Origin of the sequence: Paenibacillus polysaccharolyticus (assembly GCF_023714295.1) — a bacterium.
Taxonomy (GTDB): domain Bacteria; phylum Bacillota; class Bacilli; order Paenibacillales; family Paenibacillaceae; genus Paenibacillus; species Paenibacillus polysaccharolyticus_A.
Genome location: NZ_JAMAUN010000003.1, coordinates 141554 through 166490 on the forward strand (window position 1 = coordinate 141554; position 24937 = coordinate 166490).

The 24937-nt window shown below is 43.3% G+C and carries 16 protein-coding genes; 6 read left to right on the top strand and 10 right to left on the bottom strand.

From position 1 onward, the window contains the following. Nucleotides 1–64 precede the first annotated feature (64 nt). The gene (locus M3629_RS11550) at nt 65–937 is read right to left on the bottom strand and encodes a metallophosphoesterase family protein (protein WP_251506143.1); all 873 of its coding nucleotides are present in this window, start codon (nt 935–937) and stop codon (nt 65–67) included. A gap of 110 nt (nt 938–1047) precedes the next feature. On the opposite strand from M3629_RS11550, the gene M3629_RS11555 reads away from it, so the two are divergent. Both M3629_RS11555 and M3629_RS11560 read left to right on the top strand, forming a co-directional pair. Further along, complete coding sequence (locus tag M3629_RS11555; protein WP_251506146.1) at nt 1048–1410, top strand: iron-sulfur cluster biosynthesis family protein; 363 nt, start codon at nt 1048–1050, stop codon at nt 1408–1410. 217 nt (nt 1411–1627) lie between these two features. Then, the gene (locus tag M3629_RS11560; RefSeq protein WP_251506148.1) at nt 1628–2692 is read left to right on the top strand and encodes a hypothetical protein; all 1065 of its coding nucleotides are present in this window, start codon (nt 1628–1630) and stop codon (nt 2690–2692) included. A 144-nt stretch (nt 2693–2836) separates the two neighbouring features. On the opposite strand, the gene M3629_RS11565 is transcribed toward M3629_RS11560, so the two are convergent. The 3 genes from M3629_RS11565 to M3629_RS11575 all read right to left on the bottom strand — a co-directional run bounded on the left by M3629_RS11565 (nt 2837) and on the right by M3629_RS11575 (nt 9251). Then, entirely contained in the window at nt 2837–4900 is a 2064-nt protein-coding gene (locus M3629_RS11565) for a methyl-accepting chemotaxis protein (protein WP_251506151.1), read from the bottom strand. 246 nt (nt 4901–5146) lie between these two features. After that, nucleotides 5147–6022 (bottom strand): amidohydrolase family protein, encoded by an 876-nt coding sequence (locus tag M3629_RS11570; RefSeq protein ID WP_251506153.1) that lies wholly within the window; start codon nt 6020–6022, stop codon nt 5147–5149. Continuing rightward, nucleotides 6009–9251, bottom strand: a complete 3243-nt coding sequence (locus M3629_RS11575) for a GNAT family N-acetyltransferase (protein WP_251506156.1) — start codon at nt 9249–9251, stop codon at nt 6009–6011. The genes M3629_RS11570 and M3629_RS11575 overlap by 14 nt, the downstream gene beginning before the upstream one ends. Nucleotides 9252–9637: 386 nt before the next feature. On the opposite strand from M3629_RS11575, the gene M3629_RS11580 reads away from it, so the two are divergent. Then, nucleotides 9638–10231 carry a DedA family protein gene (locus M3629_RS11580; protein WP_251506159.1) on the top strand — a complete coding sequence of 198 codons (594 nt, stop codon included), beginning with the start codon at nt 9638–9640 and terminating at the stop codon, nt 10229–10231. A gap of 130 nt (nt 10232–10361) precedes the next feature. Here M3629_RS11580 and M3629_RS11585 read toward each other — a convergent pair whose 3' ends face one another. The 4 genes from M3629_RS11585 to M3629_RS11600 all read right to left on the bottom strand — a co-directional run bounded on the left by M3629_RS11585 (nt 10362) and on the right by M3629_RS11600 (nt 17765). Then, nucleotides 10362–14150, bottom strand: a complete 3789-nt coding sequence (locus M3629_RS11585; protein WP_251506162.1) for a DUF4073 domain-containing protein — start codon at nt 14148–14150, stop codon at nt 10362–10364. A 218-nt stretch (nt 14151–14368) separates the two neighbouring features. Continuing rightward, complete coding sequence (locus M3629_RS11590) at nt 14369–15568, bottom strand: MFS transporter (RefSeq protein WP_251506587.1); 1200 nt, start codon at nt 15566–15568, stop codon at nt 14369–14371. A gap of 336 nt (nt 15569–15904) precedes the next feature. Beyond that, nucleotides 15905–16942, bottom strand: a complete 1038-nt coding sequence (locus tag M3629_RS11595) for an ROK family protein (protein WP_251506165.1) — start codon at nt 16940–16942, stop codon at nt 15905–15907. 553 nt (nt 16943–17495) lie between these two features. Continuing rightward, nucleotides 17496–17765 carry a hypothetical protein gene (locus M3629_RS11600; protein WP_251506168.1) on the bottom strand — a complete coding sequence of 90 codons (270 nt, stop codon included), beginning with the start codon at nt 17763–17765 and terminating at the stop codon, nt 17496–17498. A 109-nt stretch (nt 17766–17874) separates the two neighbouring features. Here M3629_RS11600 and M3629_RS11605 point away from each other — a divergent pair, with 109 nt between their 5' ends. Continuing rightward, on the top strand, nt 17875–18090 hold the full coding sequence (locus tag M3629_RS11605) for a helix-turn-helix domain-containing protein (RefSeq protein ID WP_251506171.1): 216 nt from the start codon (nt 17875–17877) through the stop codon (nt 18088–18090). 178 nt (nt 18091–18268) lie between these two features. Here M3629_RS11605 and M3629_RS11610 read toward each other — a convergent pair whose 3' ends face one another. Together M3629_RS11610 and M3629_RS11615 are read right to left on the bottom strand one after the other, a co-directional pair. Continuing rightward, nucleotides 18269–20173 (bottom strand): ATP-dependent helicase, encoded by a 1905-nt coding sequence (locus M3629_RS11610; RefSeq protein WP_251506173.1) that lies wholly within the window; start codon nt 20171–20173, stop codon nt 18269–18271. A gap of 15 nt (nt 20174–20188) precedes the next feature. Further along, nucleotides 20189–22036, bottom strand: coding sequence for an ATP-dependent nuclease (locus tag M3629_RS11615; RefSeq protein WP_251506176.1), 1848 nt, complete (start codon nt 22034–22036; stop codon nt 20189–20191). A gap of 558 nt (nt 22037–22594) precedes the next feature. Here M3629_RS11615 and M3629_RS11620 point away from each other — a divergent pair. After that, entirely contained in the window at nt 22595–23206 is a 612-nt protein-coding gene (locus tag M3629_RS11620) for a TetR/AcrR family transcriptional regulator (RefSeq protein ID WP_251506178.1), read from the top strand. Between the two features lie 281 nt (nt 23207–23487). After that, nucleotides 23488–24837, top strand: a complete 1350-nt coding sequence (locus tag M3629_RS11625) for an amidohydrolase family protein (protein WP_251506180.1) — start codon at nt 23488–23490, stop codon at nt 24835–24837. Nucleotides 24838–24937: the final 100 nt, after the last annotated feature.

Here is a 24937-nt window from a genome sequence, read left to right on the forward strand (position 1 = left end):
ATTTACCTGCTTATCATACCAGATAAGATATCACGAATGAAATGCATTTCATTCCACAAGATACCTAGCGTGTGAAAATAAATAGCTTGCTGTCGGCATTCACTACCTGTGTGCCGTTACTCAGTTCAGCCAAAGGCATATCCCAATGGGTATGCCCGCTGAACACCAGCGTCTCCGGCCCGGCCTCCAAGGCCTGCCGGATGAGCGGTTCACCCCTAAGCCCAAGCTCGGCGATGCCCGGGCTTTGGTGCAAAAGCAAGCAATCCGGCTGCCGCTTCAGCAGCTTGCGCACGGATTGCAGGTACGGCTCTGCCGGCAGCCGGTTCGGCTTGTCCGGCCTGCCGATGATGCCGCCAAGGCCCGCGATGCGCAGCTGACGCGCCTTGGCGGCATGGGGCGCAAGGCCACCCGGTGGGTGGCCGACGCTGATGATTGCAGCCGGGCCATCCATGCAATGGATGCCCTCGCTGCCGTGTAACCGATGAGCGTCTGCATCATCGGTTAGATCGTGGTTGCCGTGGACGCCGGCAACCCAGCCGAAGGCTTCCCTGAAGGCAAGCCAGACGGGAACCGGATTGCCAGTCGCTCCCCTTTTCCCGCGCAGGGCATACATATCTCCACATAACAGTACACCCGTCTTCTGCGGATCGAGCTCAGGCCACTCCACCTCCATCAGCAGACGAATATAGGCAGGCAACATCTCACCCAAAAGCTTATCTGTAGCCCCCGTGTCACAGGCGGCATCAGATTCCTTCTCCATTACAGGAACAATTCCCTGCAAATCTGAAGTGACAATCAGTGCATCGATACCTTCAGGCAAGCCATCTAATGTACCATGATAGATCGGAAGCTGAGCTTGAATGACCTCGCCGCCGGGAATCGCATTCCAATACGCATAATGTTCAATGGGATCATGATTCAATTGCCGTATTTCCAAATTGCATCTCCCCTTTCCCTATATATTATTTTACATTCTAATCGGCAATTATGGTCCATATATTAAATTGTAAGCGAATTCATTGGGAAACAAAGGAGTGTGACGACGCCATGATCATTCAAGTGAGTCCGCAAGCAGAAGCACGACTTTTGGAGCAATTGGGGGATCGGCCCGGCTTTTTCAAATTGTTTTATGATACCGATGGTTGCGGCTGTGATGGAATTACGGTACTTCTGATCTTAAATGAACGAGACAGTGATGACGTGCCTATTGAGGCAGGCTCACTTCCGTTTGTGATTAATAAAGGGCAACAGATTCATTTTGAAACCTGTTTACGTCTGCAATCCGAAAATAACTTCCCTTCCTTCCGTCTCAGCAGTGATTCGACGATTTACGGAAGTAACGTAAAGATACATGATCTGCGAGATGTAGCTAATGTACCGTCTGAATCTACGGAATGGTCTATTAAATAGTCATTTTGCATGAATGAAGATTAGAAACCAGACCTCCCTCTCCCACAATGTTGCGGAAAGAGAGGTTTTGTTGGTAAATCTACTTTATTAACCAAATTCCAGAGCAAACAATTCTTTATATTGTTATGTTGATTGATAGCCAAACCTTTCTCCGACTTGTAACGTTTATTTTACAAGCTCCCTATACACGGTACGACCAAAGAAAAGAGGACTAACGATGAGGAACCGCTACATCCTATACCCAGCTATTCTCGTACTCATGATCTCACTCATATTATTTTCAGGATGCAGTAGCGGTGAAAGAAGCATTAAGGTCACTCCACCAGCAATTAAGCCTGGTGAAGCAAAGACTCGCGAATACCTTTCCATTACGAACACCGAATACGTCAATGGGACAGATTCCGCGGATGGAATGAAAATGAATGTGTATACATACGACTTAGAGTCCAAAGCTCTCAATAAAATGACTGACTTGCCATATAACTCACAATATCCCTTGACCGTAGTTTCGTTGGCAGAAGACACCACGTATTATTCGGGTGAGGGCAAAAATAAAGGGGATGAGCTATTCGCTTATGATATGAGAACACAGCAAGTGCAGCAATTAAGTTCTAATTTATTTGCGATAAATGCAATAATCCCGGATGTCACTGAGAATACACTAATGATGGCTGCTGTGCAAAAAGGAGAACGCCCTGTAAAGGTCATGTTTCTGGATAAAGCAACACAAAAAATCTCGATATTAAACGAGCAAGATTCAGATACGACCACATGGGACATCGCCTATGATCCAGAAACAGAAAAAGCATACGCCATCCAATACTCTGAGGAAGAACAATATGAGCAGATGGAAAAATCAAATCAGACCCAAAAACCGATGGTTCCACCAAGTCATACCGTTCTCGAAATCGATCCCGTAACGAATCACACTCGTGCAATCATCAAACTCAAAGATGAACAGATTCTCACTTTATCCGCAAGAGGAGACCAGCTTCTCATCGCAACGGCAAAACACGTTAATAAAATGCCCATCGGATATAGTCTTGTGGATCTGAAGACAGGACAAAGGAAGGAACTTCATCTTCCCATCAAGGCCAGTAGTGAATTATTTTTGGACAAAAACGGTAACGGATTTTATTTTCTTGGGGAAAAAGGAAATGGCGATACCGGGAGAGGTATTTACTATTATGATATGAAAACGGATGAGATAGAGACTGTTTTTCTGCAAAAAGAAGGGTTCATTAATAACTTCACGCTGGTATCAGAGCCAGGCAAAAAATAAAGATACTCCCTTTAACAATAATAAATATTTTTACCGTGCGAGCATCAACACATAAAAACCTCCCCATCCACTATTTGGATAGGAGGTTTAATGTTTTTAATGAAATCTTTGAAGTTTTATCATTGGGTATGCTTCATTCAATCCTTACGAACTCGTTTTAAATCTTGCCGATTCCTCCGCCAGCTGTTTAGTCAAAGCATCGATGGTTTGCACCAGCTCGGCCAAATGCCCGGTCATTCCAGACTGTTCTTCCATGGTGGCGGTGACTTCTTCAATGGATGCGGACACTTCCTCGCCCGAAGCAGACAAGTTCTGCGCAGCGCCAAGGACTTCGTCTTTATCCCGTTCAATCGATTCAATCTCAGAGGCAATCGCCTGCACCTGATTCATCATATTTTGCATATTTCGCGTTGCAAAATTAAAGGTTTCCTTGGTTTGCATCACGCTGCTCTTATGCTGCTCTGCAATCGCTTCGATGGCCTGTACACTCTGGTTATTCTGCTCCACATGTTCAATCGTCTGCATAACGATGCGATGAATATCTTCGGATTGCGCGGTTGTCTGTTCTGCCAGCTTGCGTATTTCGGAGGCTACTACGGCAAATCCACGGCCCTGCTCTCCTGCCCGTGCCGCTTCAATGGACGCATTCAGCGCAAGCAGTTTGGTCTGATTCGCAATTTCGGCAATGGTGCCTGTGATCTGCTGAATACCGGATGAACTCTCTGCGAGTTGAACGGTTATCTTGGAGATGTTATGCACCTCTGCTTCGTTCCGATCATTAACGGCGATAAGCGCGTCGATCACTTCATGATTATCTCGGAATGCATCTGTAATTTCATCCGCTTTAGCCATAACAGACTGGGACATCTCGTTTACATTTACAATTTTGCTACCCACGTTCATAAATTGATCCACGATCGCCTCTGTATCGTTAGCCTGCGACTCCATTGCACGGGATATTTCAAGTGCAGTGGCTGTGGTATCGGTAATCGATGCAGATGTCTGCTGTGCAGACTGATCCAGTTCCGCCGTACTTTTATTCAAAACACCAATAGAAGCGTTCATACTGGCAATCAGTTGTCTGTTTCCTTCAGCCATCGTGTTAAAGCTATCCGCGAGTTCGCCGAACTCCCCACTGTATTTCTCCTTCGCCTGTACCGTCAAGTCTCCACCGGCAAGCTGTTTAAACAGTGCGGTAATGGATGTAACCGGCTTTGTCATCACCCGTGAGAGTAGAATACCCACAATGATTGAGAAGGCTATGGAACTGAATAGAACAATATACATTTTATTCGCCATGCTTGTTAGAGGTTGATTGACGTCTACGTAGGAATCCTCAACTATAATCGTCCAATCCGATTGCGGAATTTTGGAATAAAACACCACTTTCTCGTCCGTGCTTACCTCGCCCTGTTGTAATTTATCACTTGGAGCCAAATCCACAAGAGACTGATATTCCCCGCTTTCTAGCGGTTTCCCTGCCATATTCGCATCTGTGGAGTGGTACATCACCTTACCCACCCGATCCAGAACAATCACTTTACCTTCGTCGTTAATCTTAACGTTCTGCAATTGGTTCACAAAAAATGACGTGGATATCGTAGCAATAAGAACCCCGTTGACTTGCTGATTCTCATCATACATCGGGGAGGCAAAGACTGTGCCAAGTGTACCCAGAGTTTTGGAAATGATACCTTCACTGATCACCTGACGTCCTTGAATGGCTTCCTTAAAATAGGCCCGATCCGACCGATCTCCGCCCACGCTTTTCGGATCGTTTGCCGCGACTACTGTGCCATTCTTATCAATAAGCATGAGCACAACAGCGCCTTCGATGCCTTCTAAACTTTGAGCTAATATGTTATTAGATTCATTGATTAGAATCTGATTTTCCTCGAAAAAGACGTTAGCATCCTGCCCTTGATTCGCACTCCGAATCGCCAGCAATCGTTCAAAAGCCTTATATTTGGTCATTAGAAATGCGGCTTGCTTAGACAACTGCAAAGAGGTAAACAATCCGGCTCCAATCCGATCCGAATTGGCATGAATTTCATCTTTACTTTTATCCTGTGTAATACCCTCAGCTATCTTATAACACAGTACAGCTGTTACGGTCAGTACGATACACACGAGAAGACTGATCATTAATGGTAATTTGACCCGAAAAGACATATCTCTTAGTCGCTGTCCTGCTTTTGCAAAAAACATGAATACCTCCACCATCCATCCTAATTTTGTATGAACCCATATAATGTTTGATATTTTAATATCGGCATGGACCCAATAATCTGACAGTGTATGGAGCATTTGCACAAAAAAAATTGTAATGATCTAAATTTATTACCAATTGGATGAATGGTAGTTACTTCAATGAACCAATGAACAGCGATCTCTCTTTTTGAAAAAGAAAACAAGCTCCGGCCAGCAGAAGGGCAAGAGCTTGTTTGGGGGTTGCTATGACTTCGCAACACGCTGACCGATACGTGGAAACAGGCTAAATGCATTTTCGTAAAACACTTTCTCATGATGCTGCTCCGGCACAAGCCTGCGGACAAATTCAGCATACAAATCAATAGGGGCAAGCGGCCAGTCGGTGCCGAACAGCATTTTCTCATAATGATCCGAGTAGACCAAAGCCCTGCGGAAATGATCCATAAACAGCGGTTCGTTCATAAAGCGTTCGAAGTGAGGGCGATCTCCCACGACAAGCCCAGATAAATCCGCGTACACGTTAGGATTCTTAGCTACGACCTCCGCCGCGTCCATCACCCAGGGATCACCGAGATGACAGATCATGAAATTTACACCTCGTTGTTGCAGAGCAAGCTCGTCCACCGTCAGCGGATGCGAATATTTGAGCAGGCCGTTCATCGAGTAGGTGTCTCCCGTATGAATGACCACAGGCAGATTGTATTTTGCCGCCAGCTCATAGACCGGGGTATAGATTTTGTCATACACATAGTGATGGTAGTATCCGGCATACAGCTTGATTCCCGCAACTTCGGGCGATTGCAGTCTGGCTTCGATCCGGTCCAGCTCGTCTTGAGCTTGTTTACCTTCCAGTCGATTTGGATTAATGCCTACACATTCCATTAGAAACGATGGAATCTGTTCTTCCAGATCGAGCCCCATCGGGTTAGGGGAACTGGAATCCGGGAAAGCCCCCTTGGTTTGCTCGCTCACCCCCATGCCGATGCCAAGAATAACATCATTTCGGTCAAATTCTGCCTTGAGACCCGCCGCGCTATAGTCTACCTTGGACAGATCCATCGCGGTACGGTGAAAGCTGTCGATATCGGATAGATGAATGTGAATATCAATGATGGGCATCGGAGGCCTCCTCTTCGCTTGTTGATGTTACAAAGTTCAGTTTTAACAAATCATGTATATCCATCGTATGAAGCGGGATCGGCCCCAGAACAAGATAAGTCGGCTCCGTCCAGACGGTTTCGCCATCTTGTATCGTAAGCTCGTGTGTTACGTTATGTCCTGTCACCAGATTGTTGGCAAACGCCCAGGCATTCTGGTTCGGATAACGATTCACCGCATGCAGCATGTTTTGACGTGAAAGCGAGCCTGTCCGAAAAATGTCTTTTAAAGGCAAGCCAATGTCTACTTTGCCGAGCGGAAAACGACCGTGACCCGGTTGTTCGACCCAACCTTCTGTATACACATCCGAAGGTTTGAAGAAACGACCTTCCGTAAGAGCATAATTCGCTCGTGTCAGGCCAGAGTTGTTGGTCACAGCCAGCAAGGTACAGAGCACAGGAACACCGGGCAACATCAAGTAATGCTGATGAACGGTTATTCCCCTGTTTGCTTCATGTTTCTCAATGCGGGTGGTCACCTTCAAGCCTTTCCACACATTGCCGAATTGATCCTTCTGCTCCGACCACGATAGCATCGGTTGCTCCAATTGACGGCTAAATCCGTTCATGCCCGGAATATCGACAGCCATCCCGCCATACCACGGATTCCACCACGAACGGGCAGTAGGTTCAGGATATGAACTGTCCAGCCACTCCTCTCCCTGAACTTTCAGAGAGTGTACAATCCCCCCGAATGCCGGGTCAGCCGTAATAGATAACAGGCCATTGTTGACGGTATATAACGTCCCTGATCCCTCTTCAGTCCGTTGTAGCACTTCAGATCGTGTCTGCGGGAACCAGAGGGCTGTTCGCTCCTGAATTCGATCCTCTCCACGATAGACACCACGTGCTTTCCAGATGTTCAGGTTCTCGTATCCGCCGATACTGTCAAAGGAGTCAGACCCTTGCGGGTCAAGGCGATCCACTGTCGTTGCCATCGGTGTTTCCACTACCGTTTCCTCAGGCGAAAACTCCAGCTTAACCGAGTTCAGCTGCTCCGTAGCATCGAACTCGATCGTACAAGCTTTAGTCTCGGGTTCCTTACCCTGCTGTACGTGTAGCTCCAATGTACCTGCAAGTGAAACAAGCTTACGCTCAACCAATTCAGCCTGTAGTACGTCCGCAGCAAATGGATTGCCATCATTCAGCTTCACATCCAGATGACTGTCCAGCATCGGAATAACCCGATTAGGTTGTTTACGGGCGAATGCGCGGAAATCCGTCCACTTGGCAAACGTGTTGAGCGCAAATACTGTTTCCTTCGTGGCTACCGAGGCTCCGGCCTCCAAACGTCCCAGCTCATGCTGTAATGCCAGCGTATATTCAGGCTTAATCAATTTCAGTGAAGGGTCCCAGTAGATTCCGCACGCGCCATACTCTTCTTTGCAAAACAGCCAGTTCTCCGTAATCTGTCCCGTATCCCAATGGTTTGGATCCCCGGCATAATCATCCCCCATATCTATAAAACGACCCTGATAGGGCAGAATGAGCCGATTGCCGAAGAAACCGAAGTGATCCATCAGGAACAGTTCTTCTTCCCATGCCGTATCACATGTATTCACAACCTCATGGGAGAACGTAGCAATTCCGTTAGCGGACAGTTTGGCAACCGTCTTCAGCAGTAATCCCGGAAAATTTTCCAATTCATAGACCGCTTCCATAACCTGATACGTTCCATCAGCCACGATCCGTACTTCTATGGCTTCTTTCAGGGACAACTCCTCGGAATATGGTTTCCCCAGCTTCGGGTAATTCCACCAAAAGGAGTGACGTGACCCAGGGTATTCGATCCACATGACGTTATCATGTTTGTTCATATGCAGGGAGTAAGCCCCGTTCACCGCGATCCACTGGCCGTTTGCCTCACCGCCGTACCTGCCCTCAATTCCCTTCATAAGCACAGACAGTTTTCTTGTAAAAGAAATCTCCGATCCTCCCGCCGGCACAGCGGTAATCTCCACATCCTGTGCATAGATGCCATATGAATGCAGTGTAAACGGAACGGACACCGAGCGTTTGCCCTTCGCAGGTACTGTGAAGCGCAGTGTGCGCTCTGTCCAGTCTAGAAAAGCATCTGCCTGCAGTTCCATAACAAATTCCGTTTCCCCATTCACATTGTTTTCCACGTTCAGGATCAGCTCTGCCGGAATACCCGGATACAATTCCTTCACGGGAAGAACCGGCGTAATCTTCGCCGGGAATTTAGGATGAACGCCAAGACGGAACTGAGCTTTCTTCCCGCCAATAAGCCAAGTACTGCTAATGACCGGATGTGTTTTATTCTTGTTCTGTTCTTCGGTCACCGGATCGAGGTAAAATTCCCCCTCTACGGTAATCGTTTCGCCTGGCTGCAACGTTTGCGCGACTTCCATAGCGAAACGGATATTTTTGTCGTCTTGTCCTTTGATCTCGAACTCAAGATCAAAATTAGATTTATTTTGGATATGATAACGCACGGGATAACTCGAACCAAACACCAGATCATGATGATCTACTTCGGTGTGGATGCTGTAATCCGGCGTATCGAGAGCGGCCAGGCCGCGGCCTGTTTTTTCAAAAGATGCCCGTAGGGAGATATCTCCTTTTTGCCAGGTATAATCCAGGAAATCGAAGCCCCACTCCTGCCGTCCGTCCGGCTCGATCACCAGTTCACGGGTGCTGTCAGCGTACCAATCCAATGTTTCAAAGTAGGGGGCCAGCGCCTCGGTCCGCAATACGGTCGGGATAAAGTTCATGAGATGAACGCTATCGTCTTTTTTCTCCCAAAAGAAACCGCATTTCTTGTACATCGGCACCGCCTTCGTATTGCCCGGCCATGTGAACAGATCCAGGCGCGGCCATCCAGCCTCGACTGTTTTCTCCACTGCTTTTAAGATCAGACTACGTCCAATCTTGTAACCGTGGTAGTCGGGGCGCACGTTAAGTAGCGGTACATATAGTGCATTCTCGTCAAAACGATAGTGGGCAAAGCTGCAAAAACCGACGACCTCTTCCTCATGAACCGCCAGAAACACATGCAAATGAGACGAGTTCTCCATCTCCTGGCGAATGCTATCCTCTGTCCGCTGCCTCGTGCCGCCTCCCCAGCTCTCATTGCTTTGGTTCCACATATCTGCCAAGCTCGCGGCATAAGAAGCGTTGTATTCAACAATACGAATCTGATCGATGATCCTTTGTGATTGTATACTCATGTTCGGTTCTCCTTCTCTATATGTATAGGATGGTCTTCGTGAACACTAACTGGCCTTTGTCTGATCGCTGCAGAACTAACCCAGGCCCTGTATGGTAAATCTAGCGATAGTCTTATCATACTATATTTGGAAACATTTTCAGAGTACCATCATCTCATAGATTCATATTGGCTCCAGAACGATTATAAGTAAATAAGAAACCTTAGACCGTGAACGTTCGTATCTATCTAGGGGCTGCCTTAGGCTTATGTATAGGCTAACATATACGGTGGTGATAAGGATAAATTCCTTAACTGTGAGTTTTGACAAGCGCTGTTCGCCCTTGGTACTCTGAAGAGAGCAGTGTCTACTTATATCAAAAATAGATAGATTCATGGAGGGAAAGCATGACGGAGTGGATCACGCAATTCATACTGTTCTTTAAAGATTTGTCCTATGCAGGTCTTGTTATTGCCCTATCGTTTGAATTCGTCCCTGCTGAACTTGTTCTGCCCATGGCGGGATATTGGGTATATCTCGGGGATATGAAGCTATGGTTGGCTATTCTGGCAGGAACCGTTGGCGGTACATTTGGCCCACTAACATTATATGCACTCGGACGCTACGGAGGCAGACCGATGGTGGAGAAGTACGGCAAATACTTCCTCATTCGCCCCCACCATGTTGAGGCTTCCGATAAGTTTTTCGAAAAATACGGCAGCGGGGTTGCTTTCTATGGACGCTTCGTACCCGGCATTCGAACGGTCATCTCCATCCCTTGCGGAATGGCAAAGATGAACGTATTCAAATTCAGTCTATTCACCTTTTTGGCTATGCTTCCAATCACATCCATCTACGTCTACCTCGGTTACAAACTGGGCGCACAATGGGAAGAAGTCGGCGAAGTGGTTAAACCGTATGTCATCCCGGCAGGCATGATCTTCCTGATTGGATTTGGACTGTACATGCTGTTGAAACGTTTGAAAAAAAGACCGGCTTAGACAAGTGAATGGCTTGTTGAAGTAACGGAAGGGATAAAAATAAAGCCCCGCTGATTTTTAGAATCAGCGGGGCTTTATGAGTTTTAGATGTTTTTAGTCATAGAAGACTTACTTCCTTAGGATAGAACTATTAAAATGTAAATGTCTCAATGGCTCCCGCTTGAAAAGGAGGCTGAGCCGCTTCACGAACCCGAACGGAATCCCCCGTTTGGAACGAAACGGTTTGCTCAACGAGCAATGGGATCCATTCTCCATCATTCTTCGAGTATTCCAGCGTCGGCAAAGATGTGGATATTGAATTATTCAAATGCATCACATGAACTTTGGATGTGAATTTAAACTCTTTTGCTGGAGCAGCATCCAGATATTGACCACCTTTCTCACGAACAAGAACGGTGAGATCCCCTGGAAATTGTTGTGGGTTCTCTTCATTGTATGTGGTCCACGTCAGGCCGGCATCCACTGAATATTCCATTGCAGAGGACATATATTCTGCCTCAAACTTATTGCTGGCATCATTGTGACCAACATACATGTACACATTATCTACAAAAGTAACAGTAACGAACTTACCCGCAGGGACTTGATTGTCCGGATCAGCTTTCACACGTACTCGTACGTATACTTCTCCTGGAAAAACAGGTGGGTTAGCTTCATCATACGTGATCCAAGTTTGTCCTTTATCAAGTGAAAATTCCATACTTGCATTGGCTCCGACCAATATATTTCGTTTATCATCCTTCGTGACCGTTGGTTGTTCAGGAGCAGAAGGCAGTGTATCTTTGATCGCAATAGAGATCGGTGCTGTATGAGTTCCATCTTGCAGTACGGCTTGAATCAGCAAATGTGTTGCTCCATCAGGAATAGACGTCCCTTGCGGCAAAGTATAGCTGTTCTCGTCCGTCTTATCCAATGTCTTGATTGTAGCCAGGGTTCCTCCCGTATTCCCCCACATCAGCTGATAGGAAACGACCGAAGTGTCATCTGCGCCAGGTTCCCATCTAACCTCTCCTCCAATAGAACCTGCTGCTGGATCGGTATCCACAAAAGAAAGAGAGAGAGGCATAGAGGACGATTTCATGTAGGCCAGCTCGTAAGCGTGACGAATTTGTTGAATGCTTATAAATTTGTTTTCCGGTAAGAGACTGCGTTCACTTAAAATCATTTTAGCAACTTCGGTTCGAGCTACTTGGTTCATATTGCCATATTGTGCTGCATCAATCTGGAGTGTATTCGCATACTGTTTCAGATAAGATTCCATGTTGGAGTTCGTTCCGGCGCTATTGAAGTTACGAATCACAGTAGCTTCGGTATTGGACGGTGCAGGGTATTGCTGGTTAGTCGCCTCAATAATCTGTTTAACATCGCTGAAAGTACTGTACCGGCCAGCTTTTTCTGCCAATGCCTTCTGATAATATTGTCCGTTAAATTCAATCAAACCCAATTCCTGTTTCAATGCAGAAGGATATACGCCAAGAATATACATAACTGCTTCTGCCTTGGTTGGGTCGGCTGTGTTGCCCGTTTCGATGGACAATTGCTTCGTAATCAACGAGACCACTTCCGGTCCCGAGTAACTGCCATGTCCCCCGAACGAGCGGGAACTACTTCCATCTGGATCTTTAATAGTCAACGCATTTTTGACGTAAGTCCAATCGAAACGATAAGACGTCCCGTCCCCCAATGTTACCGGGTCAAAATTCACATTAAGAATAGGCATGTTCGGAATCGTTAGATCCCAATTTATCGATTTGATCTCAATAAATCCATATCCGTAGTTGCGCAAATGACCATCCTTAAAGATCGCAGCCGGATTAGTAGTGCTTGTTGCTGGAGGTGTAAGTACACCTGAAAACTGAATTCTAATCTGGTTCAGGTTCGAATTATCGTATGGAAGGACACTGATGTCATTGGCAATATAATTCATAATCGAATGAATGAACATCGGTTGTGTTTCCTGACCGGTCTCTCCATTTTTGAAAATGGTATAGATATGATAGGTTTTGGATCGCTCCAGACCTTCTACTTTGTACGTTACAGGTTGATTAGCTGTCACCGAAAACTCGCCATGCGTTGAAGGCAGGTTACCAGGGAGTGATCCATTCTTCACTTGCTCCGCAGTAGGACGTACATTGTCATCGGCACGAACAGCCATGTAATAGACTGTACCTGATTTATTCGTGGTCATCAGACCTACAGCTGAATTTTCTGTACGGTCCTGATAACTCTTGTACGTATATGGATACCACGATGTCGGGTCTGGATTCGCTGGTGTTGGCGTTGTACCCGGATTGGAAGGAGTTCCTCCTCCTGAATTCCCCGTACTGCCTCCACTAGTGGAAGAATTACTTCCTCCAGAGCTTGGTTGTACAAATGTCGGATTGCTTACACCGTTAATCGAAGCAATTTGAGTTTTCACCTTATCGTAGTTTGCAATAACTCTTTCCGGCGATACTCCCTCTGGCAGAACCAAACGTTGAATCGAAGCGTTCGCTGGAATGGATACTTGGCTGGCACGATCTGTAATCGTTACAGATCCAATACCCCCGGTACCTTGTAGGTTAATTGTTCCAGCACCTTGAATGGTTAACGAATCGATGCGCCCCGTTCCAGAGATGCTTGTTGCCTCACTACCCGCGTTTACCTCCAGGTTACGGATGTGTGCATACAATGAAGCGTTCTGAACCCCTGCTCCTACGGTCACCGTTTCGTATGTGATTGATTCATCTCCCCATAATCCAGAGAGCTTGGAATCGATATGGACCTCTTTAACGACCGTTTTATTCACGGATTCAACTCGAACATCTTCCTTACTAATATTCATTCCTTGAAGAGAGGATTGGTCGAAAACAACCGTGTTGTCATCTCCACCCTTTACATAAGTCGTACCTTTAACTGTAACTTTCTCCGCGTAAAAATCATTCTCCAGCTCTTTTGAAATTTCCAGATCACCGCTAATATTGAGATTTCTAATCGTTATGTAGTCGGCTGCTACTGTTACGTTACCCGCTATAACTGCTTGTCCACCATCAAGTACGGCGTTTCCTGAGAACTCACTTTTCCCCGTTTCTGCTGCCCGACCTGGCGTAACCAGTTTGAGCTCTAACACTTTGGTGATCTGCCCATCTACCGTTGTAACTCTAATTCCTGCGTTAGCAAGTACTTCTGCATTTTTCGCCTCGAATAACGGTTTTAATGCTTCGGCTGCACCGTATTGCTTATTTTCAATCGTAACTGTACCGTTTTCCACTTTCTGGATAGTTTGCAGTTTGCTGTTTGCCACCGTGGAATCTATTCGTACTAGAATAGCAGCTAGTTCCTGCCGAAGCACCGGCTGCTGAGGATGAAAGCTGCCGTTATTGCCTGTCATCAGACCGGAAGAAACAACAGATGTCACCGATTTTTTAGCCCACGTTGATATTTGCTCATGATCTTTAATCTTCGATAGCTCTTCGACCTGATCTTGCGTTGGATCTGCTTGGGTTGCTCTAGCCAATATGGAAGCTAATTCTTCCCGTGTAACGACAGCTTGGGGACGAAACATGCCGCTCGGATCTCCGTTCATCCATCCGACTTTTTGCACGGCTTCAATCGCACTTGCACTCCATGAACCGGGAGTCACATCCGAAAACTTAGAAGTTGCATGATCATTCAGTTCAAGACCCATAAGCTTGGCAAGTGAAACGGCTGCCTCTTGACGAGTAACCTGCTGTAGGGGATGAAAGTACCCTTTAGGGTCTCCGCTCATGAATTTTTTCTCTTGAGCTTCAAGTATAACCGCCTTAGCCCAAGGCGAAGCCTGTTCAACATCTTTGAATGGAAGAGAGGATGCTGCCGAAGCGCTCGAATGCACGGCTGTGCTTAGCGTAAGCGCTATCGTTGCTATAGCTGTTACGCCCAGTTTTTTTGAAATATCCATAATGCCTCCTATTATCCCTTAAGTCTTTTCTCCTGATTTTTGTATATTATTGAATCAAAAGACCCATCCATCATAATATGTAATTCGACATATAACAATATAAAATTTCCAAAATGTTCTTTTAAATGAGACAAATTCTGCTATTTTACGACAATAAAAACTCCACCCACTCCCTATTCAAGTGGAAAGAGTTTTATTGTTGCCTCTACTGTGAAGAACTAAATTAGTTCCTGCTTCCTTTTCAAATACACATACAGTACCACACCGGACGCTGCACAAATGACCGCACATAGGCCAATAAATCCGTAGCCCGCCTGAAGTCCGCGCAGCAAGCCGAGCTCCGTGGTGGCACCGTACATGTTTTTCACACCTTCAATGACCCAGCCGATCACATAGTTGCCTATAACACTACCAACCCCCATGAGCGTTACCGTAAACGTAATTGCCGTATCACTGCCGTTCGGATATCTGCGTGCGATAAAGGCCATTACTGTGGGATAGATCATCGCAATGCCTGCGCCCGATATCGCGAAGAAGATCGCCAGACTTTCTCCCCCTGCAAGTGCTACAAACGTGCATATCGCCGAGAAAGCCGAGAACAAAATCAATGAGAGTACGAACCCGATGCGATCCGTCAACGGCCCTAGCAGCAAACGACCCAGCGAGAACGTAAGGAAAAATGCCGACAATAGACCGGAGGCTTTGACCGTGTCCCACGTGTAGGCTTTCTCCAGGAAGTTAACAAGCCAACCTCCAACCGCCAGTTCCGATACCACGCCAAAAGAAAGAATAAGCACCATCAGCCACAGGGCCGGATCACGTGTCAATGTCTTAAGCGAGGTGCGATCTTCATGGGCAAGATCATCCCCGGGGAATGTACTGCGCAGTGCCGCAATGATCGGCAAAAGGCAGAGCGACAACATGACCAGATACATGCCGCGCCAGTCCAGCAGGTGCCCAAATACCGTCAGCGACATCACACCTGTCGCCAGCAATGGCGCCACCGTTGAACTGAGTCCATAGAAGAAATGGGACAGGTTCATCATCGTGCCTGTATTTTTCACAAAAATCCGCGCCCCGAGAATCGCCAGCGCAATCTCCAGCATCCCGTTACCGATGTACATGAAGAAGTACGATGACGCAAAGAGCGGATACGTATGCGATACATAGATGAACACACCCGACAGAATCATCGAGGCAAATGAAATGATGCTGACCGCCTTGATGCCCCATTTGCGAACCAGTATAGCCGTAAACGAGCAGGCGATCAGATATCCCAGTGCGTTCAGGGACAACAACGTCCCGAGCTGTTTCTCATCCAGATTGAAGTCGAACTGAATACGCGGAATGGCTGGGCCTTTAATATTTTCCGAGATGCCAAATACGATAAATCCAAGAAAGATCGTTGCCAGCTGCATGGCGTACAGCTTGTTGAACTTTCGTTTGTTCCCTTGTGTATCTGCTTGCTGATTCAAAATAAGTTCCCCCATTGTGTCCATATAAGTTGAAACAAGGGTCATTAACCTGACCACTCCGATGACAGAAGAACCTTCCAATCGCTGTTATCCCCTGATTTTTTTGAACTCCCTTTTCTAAAGGGAAAATCCGGTGATAAAGGCGACCGCATTCGCTTCTCCAGGTTTTTTCTGTCCTCTCCGTTACTTGCTTAATGAAATCGTTCATTTTATATAAAAGAGTTATTTCAATTCGTTGATCCGAAGAGAGCACCTCCTTCTGATCAACGCTCCGATCCTTTACCACTGCTTCTCAACTACCTGAATACGGTAGGTCAGGCTTTCGAGTGTGACGGCTACAAGCCCGGTAACATACTCGCGCCGGGTGTCGCGGCGAATCATTAGCTCAGGCATATGCTCCTGTGGAATATGGTGATCTCGGCAGCCTTGGATCAGGCCATCCCGCATCGCCGGGTCCATCGTATCGCCCGTTACAACAATTGCTGCCGGATTGATAATGGCTATGATGGAGACGAGTGTCTGTACAACAAGCTCCTGCAATCCGTCTTTCGTTTGCAGCATGCGCAGCTGCTCTTCCCGTGACACGCCAAACGGTAAAAAGGATACCTCGCCCCCAAATTGCGTATTCCCGGTGAGTGGCCGACCATCGATAATAAAACCTGCCCCCGGAAAATGGTTTTCAGGGAACGTCACCACCGCAAAGTTTTTCTCTTGCTCAAATTGCTGTTCGTTGTACAGTCCGTACACCGTCAGATTCATATCGTTGCCAATGACCACTTCGATGTCTTCGTATTGCTCTTTGAGCCTTAAACCCAGCGGCTGATTAGCCAATTCTGGTACGTCACAGATGCCAATCACACCATTGTGCGCAACCCCTGGTATCCCAATTCCGATGGACTGCACATTGTGGCGCTGCTCGATCAGTTCAGCAATAAGTTCCTCCACCACCGTGACATTAATCTCTTTTAAAATAAGCGTCTGTTCGTCCTCCATCTCTCCGTTCAGGTTGGCATATGTATGTGTGATCGAATGAATGCCACCTTCCGTACGAATAATCAGACATAGCACACTCGCGTAATCCGCATTAAACTGATACCGACTCGCCGGTCTGCCCCCGCTTGACTCATCCGGGCCGAGATCAATGATCTCCCCCGTTTGGAGTAATTCATTTAGTATCGTTCCGCATGTCGCCACGCTGAGTTTGGTCAGGTTTGCAATGGAAGCCTTCGTGCCTACGCCCATCGACCGAAGTGTATTTTTTACAATTTCAACGTTAATGCGTTTGACCTGTTGGGTGTTGTGGGATGTGGGTAACATCGTTTGTTGTGTGTCTCCTTTCGTTTGTAGGTATATGGGTGATCGCGTATTCGAGAAAATATTGGGGGGGTTTTTAAAAGTGTTTTAATAATTGAAGTTTAGGGTGATTGGTGTGGAAAGTCAATGCTTATTACTAACAAGATTGAGCTAACAAGAAAGAAGAAATAGCTACGAGCGTTGTATTACATTTCACATAATTGTTACTAAATGATAAAATTAAACATAAGTGTCAAGGAGGTGGATTTATATGAGTTGGTTCTATTGGCCGGAATTTATCATTTTAACTATATGTCTTATCTTAGTCTTATTCGGAATCTACTATGTATTTCGTAGGGTCTCGGGTCTCTCAAAAAGAATTTCTAACTTGGAAAATAAAATGAATACAATAAAGAAGAATGATTAGTTAATAATCAGGTTTGCGATGGAATTCTCCATGCCTACGTCCATTGAGATGCTTATATGGGGGAATGACTTGGGATCGCTTATAAAAATTAAAAGGACAGTACAAGATCATCCCTAGAATGATCCTGTACTGTCCTTCTCGTTCATACGGTTATGTAGACTGGCTCATGTGGTGGGCCAAGATGCTCTTCTCCAGCCTGACTTCAAATAACTTGTGGTTCAAATCCTGCTCCATCGCATGAAGGTGATACGCTGCCTGTTTCACCGTATCCATGTGTAGCACTCCTGCCCGCTTCGCGATAATGTCCATGGCATCCAGGATGAGTTTGTTACACGTGACCAGTTGATCGACGTAATCGTCTTCTTGTTTTACGAGTTGTGCGTACTGCGAAGCAAGCTCTTCGCCGTGGGTACTTGTCATGTCACCACTCCTAAAATTGGTACGCATAAGAGTACCAGATATACAAAAAGTATATGGTACGCTCATGCGTAACATCAAGACCATATGGAAATTTTAGGAGTGATTTAAGATGGCGAAAAAAGTTGTGATCAATATTCACAAACTCACAGAGAAACATAATATTTCACTGCGAGAACTAGCACGTTTAGCTGATATCCGTCATGCTGCTTTGAGTGAATTGCAATCTGGAAAACGTGAGAATATCAACTTTGCTCATATTGAGCGGATTGCAGAAGCGTTGGATATTGATGATATTAGGGAAATTATTGAGATTCGGGAGGATTAAATCTTAACTTTCCTTCATCTGTTAAATATTCTTTTGATTTCTTACAAAATTACAAATTATAAAAGACAAACAAATTCTAAATATCTCAAATATTATAACTTAATATAGAGGCCTATGTGTCTATTTTCTGTCATACCATTAATGGTTCACTTTCAAGAAAATTAACTAAATTTATATGTTACAGTTCAATTAATTCAATAAATCTAGAAGCCTTTTGAGGTTTAAAGTCCCCCCAAGGCATTTTTCTTGAAAGGGGAAAGGTAATGTAGCATTCTCTCTTTGCTCTAGTTATCGCAACAAACATGTTATTTACTTCTTCCCTTTTTTCTTTTTCTCCTTTCGCTCTATAATCTGGAAAAACCCCTTCAGTAATCCCTATTAAGAAAACCACATCATATTCTAGGCCTTTAGATCCATGCACAGTTAACAAAGATATTCCAGACTTATTGAAGGAATAAGTCTTTCCTATTGATACCAGATTCCTGAAATGTGCTAAATTTCTCTGACCTGACACAGACTGATTACAGTAATTTTTCCAATTGTTTTTCCACATTTCTAAATCCTTTTGTATAAAAAATTGTTCTGTCTCAATTTCTTCATTTGTAGATATATTGTTCATTTCTTTATTTACAAGTTTAGTGGTTAATACATCAATTGCCTTAGTGAAATTCTCCTCATTGTTAAGCAAAATCTCCCAAGACTCTTTAATAGCTAGATACAACTTCTCGTATTCAGGTTCCAATTTCGAAAGATCTATATTTAACAGTAAATTCAAATAGAAATTATTTTCACTTGATTCTTCAATGACACCTTTATAATTTAATAGATTTAGTATTTGACTAAAATGGACATTGTCAAAAGGATTGATAATAACTCTTATTCCAGCTTCGAAAATTTTTATTGCATTTGACTCACTTTCCACACTTCTCGAGGAGTGACCTAAATTATATGGAATATTTTTTTGTTCTAAAATTCCAGAAATTGAAGATAATAGATATTTATTTCTAGCTATGACGGCTATATTCTCACTTTTAAGTACTCCTTCAACCCACGCACTCCCGTGTTCCAACATACTCTCAATTTTGTTCACGACCCATTTTGCTTCTAACTTCTCGTTCTCAAAACTTCTTACCGAAAATACTCCCTCAAGCGGATAAACAGCACTACTATTTGAGTTAGCTTGAATTTTTTTAGCAGCCTCAACAATTTTTTTTGTTGACCTAAAATTTTCGATTAATTGATATTCAATAGGATTGAAGTCCTCTCTGAATGATTTCATCATAAGTTCACTTTCTGATCCATTGAAGCCATAGATAGATTGTGCTGGATCTCCTACCATCATTACGTTTGAAAACCCAGTAGCAAGTGCTCTAATAACTTTGTATTGTGCAATATTTAGATCCTGGGCTTCATCGATAAAGATATGTTTATACAATCTTGTATAAGTATTTGCTATCTGGGGTCTCTCAGTAAATATTCTAAAAGCATAAAAAAGTATATCATCTATATCTAATGCCCTTTGAGCCATCATCAAATTATTATAAGCTTCATAAAGCTTAGAAAATGTTAAATCAAACTTTTTATTTGAATCTAACAGCACTTCAGGCAATATAAATTTTGATTTATATATGCTTATTTGTCTTAAACACTGTTTGTAAATGTTTCTATCTTTATCAAATAAATCAGATATTTGTTCTCCTAATTCAGGGTAATCATTAAAAATTTTCTTTAATATCGATATCCTATCACTCTCTGATTCAAAAATAACCATATTAGATGGAAGACCAATCAAGTTTCCTCTATTTAGTACAACTTCCAGACAAAAACTATGAATTGTCCCAATATATACTTGCTGACGCATTTCATCATTGATTATCCTACTTTCAACTCTTTCTCTGATTTCTTCTGCAGCCTTGTTACTGAATGTTAATGTTAGTATTCTTTTCTGATTTTGATTTAATAAATTTATAATTCTTTCAGTTAAAACTCTTGTCTTTCCGCTTCCTGGTCCTGCTGTCACCATAATTGCCCCGTCAAAATGATTAACTATTTTTTTTTGAGTTTCAGTTAATGAAAAATTCATGGGACACCTCCAAATCTATATCTTTATTTTCAAACTCTGCTCCATTACATTGAACAGATCATTTATTATTTTCGGAATCTTATTTTCAACATTGTTATTAACAATTATATCTGCAATGATTGACGAATATGCAGTCTTATTATTATGTATACAATCGAGAAGAGCCTGATTAACTCCTTCTTCCCCAGCGTATTGTCTGTATATATCTTCATAAACATTCTGACCACACCCTGAACATATAGCATCTGTTTTTAAACGTCCTCTAATTGTGTTATCTTTTTTCGCAATATAATTTTGAAGATAATCATCTCCAAGGATTTGCTTCATGGCAATATTCAATTCTTCAGAGTAGCCCTCATTTAATAAATAACTTTCAAAATCATATCCATCATTCAAATATTTTATGTTGTCTACTGGCCCACTTTCCTCAAAAACTTCTCTTACATCTTTTTTTACCTTTCTGATAGTGTCCTCTTCTCCATCACTTAGTATATAAAAATTAATATTAAAGCTTTTAGCAATCCTTAAAAAAGGCTTATATTTCCCTTTACCTCCGACACTAACAATGTTTACACCTGCTTCGAAGGACTCACAACCAAAAAACTCTTTGAAAAAAATTGGTAAAGCCTGTTCCTCGGTTTCTCCCTCACACAATAAAATTGCTCTCGCAAATAATAAATCTCCCCTTGTTTTAAAAATCTCCTGTTTAATCTTCCTTAAGTCTTGCTCTTCTAATTCAGTTACATCCATTGTACTTATTTTTGATCTTCCTTGATGCTTAGATAAATGAATAACATCTTTTATTTCAGCCTGCCCAACTATCATTGGTGAATGTGTACTTATTATTTTTTGTCCAATCATAGAATTCATTTGCTTAAAAATTTGTCTTTGAGCTTGAGGATGTAGATGGGATTCAGGCTCTTCTAAAAGAATTAGCGGATGATAAGGAATTTTATCGTCTTTCATTTGAGTTATTTTCCACGTAACATAAGCAACTAGTGTTAGAAAAGTAATCCAACTTCTCGTCCCCATGCCATGATTAGAAATAGGGAAACTCTCTGCATCTTTATCTTTAAATGTAATGTCAATTCCCCTATTTAGATCCCTAATTCTCCTTGAGACTGGATTAATTTTAATACTTTCATCTCCGCTATCAATAGTAACTGCGATTTCACTTAAGTTTTTCACAAGATGTTTGAGAACAGAACTTCTATTAATTATATCGTTATTTATTCTATCAAGTACTTCCTCAATTTCACCTATTTCTTCTACATTTAAACCCACATCAGTTACTAGCTTACCCCAGTAAGATGATTTATCTTTCATTTCAGCTGAAATATCTCTTTTAGCATCCATGTAGAATATAGGAATTGCTTGTAGTAATCTTTCAGTTATTCTAATCTGTTTGTATTCGATGTAACTTTCAATATTTTCATCATCTGGCCAATCTATTAGACCTTTTCTTACTATTTCGTATTCACCTCTAACCTTATCAAAAACTATAATTGTTCTAATAGCAACAAACTGGCTTAGATCAGTTACTTTTTCACTCCTTAATTCTCCAAAATGTTCTAACCATACATCATCAAATTCTGCAACTTCATTGTCATTTGCATCAGTTGGTGTTATCAATACATCTATAATTGCTTTTCTATCCATGGGCAACAATTCACCTGTTTTAATAAAGATGTCTTCTCCATTTATTTTCCTACTGCCCGCAAACGCAATTTGAATAGCTTGAAGAAATGAAGTCTTCCCTGCATTGTTTGCACCAATCAAAATACAATTATCTGTAAAGCTAATGTCTACTGATTCTAATGATCTAAAATTACGAATTCTAACTTCTTTTATTCGTACTCCCATAGTATTATCTCCTTTCAAAACCACTTTTTTTGTATAATTAGATACTAAGAATAATCTTATTCTATTGTACTATTTATAGCTAAGTATTTTTCAACTTTCTGTAATAACTATATTAAGCTTATCTTCTTCTATAAAATAATTAATGTAATTATTTCAAAATTCCACTCTGTTTTGCTTCGCTAAAAATTTTACTATCTAATTGCCTAGTTAGAGTTGTTAAATTGCTCCTATGATTGGTTTTAAGAATATCTCTTTTAACTTATCTGATTATTAAATTCTAGAAAAATTCCCTCATGAATGTATAGACTAAATAATAGAGTTCACATGTTTACTCCAAATATTCTAAGTTGATTTAATCTACTAATAAGCTACATCTCAAACATCCCACTTCTCCTACTGCTGATCAATAAAATTATGAGTTTAATTGATCAAATAAAATATGAATTCAGCTTTCTTTTTAATATAAAATTCGAGCTTAGCCCTCCCCATTTGACACCCCCTCCAAAAAGGTCTATCCTAATAACGAATCACTCATTCACTATTAAGGAGTCGTTTCCGATGGTGCAGGCCAAGAAAGACGAAGTCAGGAAAGAAATTGAATACGCAGCGCTGAAGGTCTTTTTTGAGAAGGGTTATGCGGATGCCAAGATGAACGATATTGCGAACGAGATCAATATATCGGTCGGCAATATCTATACCTATTTCAAGAACAAGAAGGAGCTTTTCTACGCTGTTGTTCCACCGGAATTGGTGGATTATCTGAAAAAGGTACTGGTGGAGACGATTCATTTTGATAACCAGAATGCGTTTGAGGAAACGAACAGTGAGCAGCGTTCCGTCCTCATGCATGAACAGATAGATGTGTTGCGGAAGTATCGGAATCAGATCGTTATTATTTTTGAAAAGAACAAGGGCACGATCTACACCAACGCCAAGAGCGAGCTGGTTGAGCTGATGATCGAAACGAAGAAAGCCTATCTCAAAAATCAATACAAACACTATGAGATCGGCAACGAGGAGAACCTGATTCTGCTGAACATTCTGGCACATAACGTCATCGACATGAATCTGGACTTATTGAAACGAGACATGAGCGAGGACAGCCGCAAGCAAATTTTTGAAGCGTTGTATATATACCGACTGTACGGCATGAAGAGTTTGAACGAATAAGGAATAGTGCCGGATCACTGCAAAGCAAAAATCCATTTTTACCATAGATCACTACGCGCCACACAGCGTGCAGATCAGTTGTACTTTCCTCTGATTTGCACGCAAAAAAATAAGCATAGGCAAACAGATCTATTTTTTTAACCCAAAAATGAATTATAAATTCATTTTTAGACCACAAGAATACTTTGCACAGAGAAACCAAATAGCACAGAACCGCATCACTCAACTGATTCAACATCTAACATCATGTAACAACACCCACACCCAAGGAGGAACACACCATGAACACCGCTTATGCTTTGAAAAACGTGCATCTGATCCACGGCGACGCAAGCCGCCATCTTCAACCCAACATGACGGTTCTCGTCAACGAACAAGGACTTATTGAGAATATCACTCCAGATCAGGATCTGCCTATCCCCAGTCACTATACAACAATCGACCTTACCGGAAAATACGTGATGCCAGGGCTGATTAACGCACATGTGCATCTATTTGCCGATGGTAAACCGCTCACCCTCTCCGTTAGTGAAGGTTTGCTGAATTTTGCCTATCATCGGATTTTGAATACCCGATTCGGTCAACATATTTTGAAGAAACGTATGAAACGTAACGCACTTACCGCACTCCATTCGGGTGTGACAACCATGCGCAGTGTCGGTGAATTCTTTTATACCGATGTGCAACTGCGAGATGAGATTAACCGCGGGGAGTGGGTCGGTCCGAATCTGCTTGTTTCGGGATTTTTCCTGAGTGTGACAGGTGGACATGGTGCTCCTTACTTGGCGCTGGAGGGTGACTCACCTTGGGAGATGCGCAAAAATACTCGGATTAATGTGAAGAACGGTGTGGACTGGATCAAAATCTGTGTGACGGGCGGTGTAACGGATGCCAAGATGGTTGGCGAAGCTGGACGTCTGCAGATGACGGTGGACGAAGTCGCGGCGGTCTGCGATGAAGCGCATAAGATTGGAATGATGGTTGCCGCTCATGTGGAGAGCACGGAAGGTGTGCGTGTTGCGCTTCAAGGGGGCGTGGATACAATTGAGCATGGGGCTGAGATGGATGACGAGATTATTCTTTTGTATCAAAATAACCCCAAGGCCCTTCATGGTTACACCGCATTGATCCCTACACTGCAAGCCGCTTATCCATCCGCTTCGCTCGATCCAAGTGTGACCAAGTTAAGTCCGACGGTCAAAGAAAACGCCAGACTGGTCTACGACTCCATGCTCAAAGGGGTGAAACAGGCCATCGACAACGGTATTACTATTGGAATCGGAAACGATGCAGCCATGTCCTACGTGAGTCACTACGATATGTGGAGAGAGATGGATCATTACATGAGACAGACCAAACTAACCAATAAAGAGGTCATCGACATGGTCACCTATACGAATGCCAAAATTCTCGGGATTGATGATATAACGGGTACGTTGGATATCGGCAAACAGGCCGACTTGATTGTACTGGATCACAATCCGCTAGAACAGATCGAAGCTTTATCCAACATGTCGATGGTTATGGTAAAGGGCAATCTGATTCAAAGTCCATCCGTTAATCGCATCAAAGAGGTAGATGAGGTTCTTAATACAGTGTGGCGAGGTAGAGTTATGGCAAAGTCAGAGTAAAATGTTGAATTATACGTTTTAACCCTCCTCCTAAAAGTTATTAATACTATTTATAGATATATTAATAACTAAAACAAATGCTTATCATTGTCTGTGTACA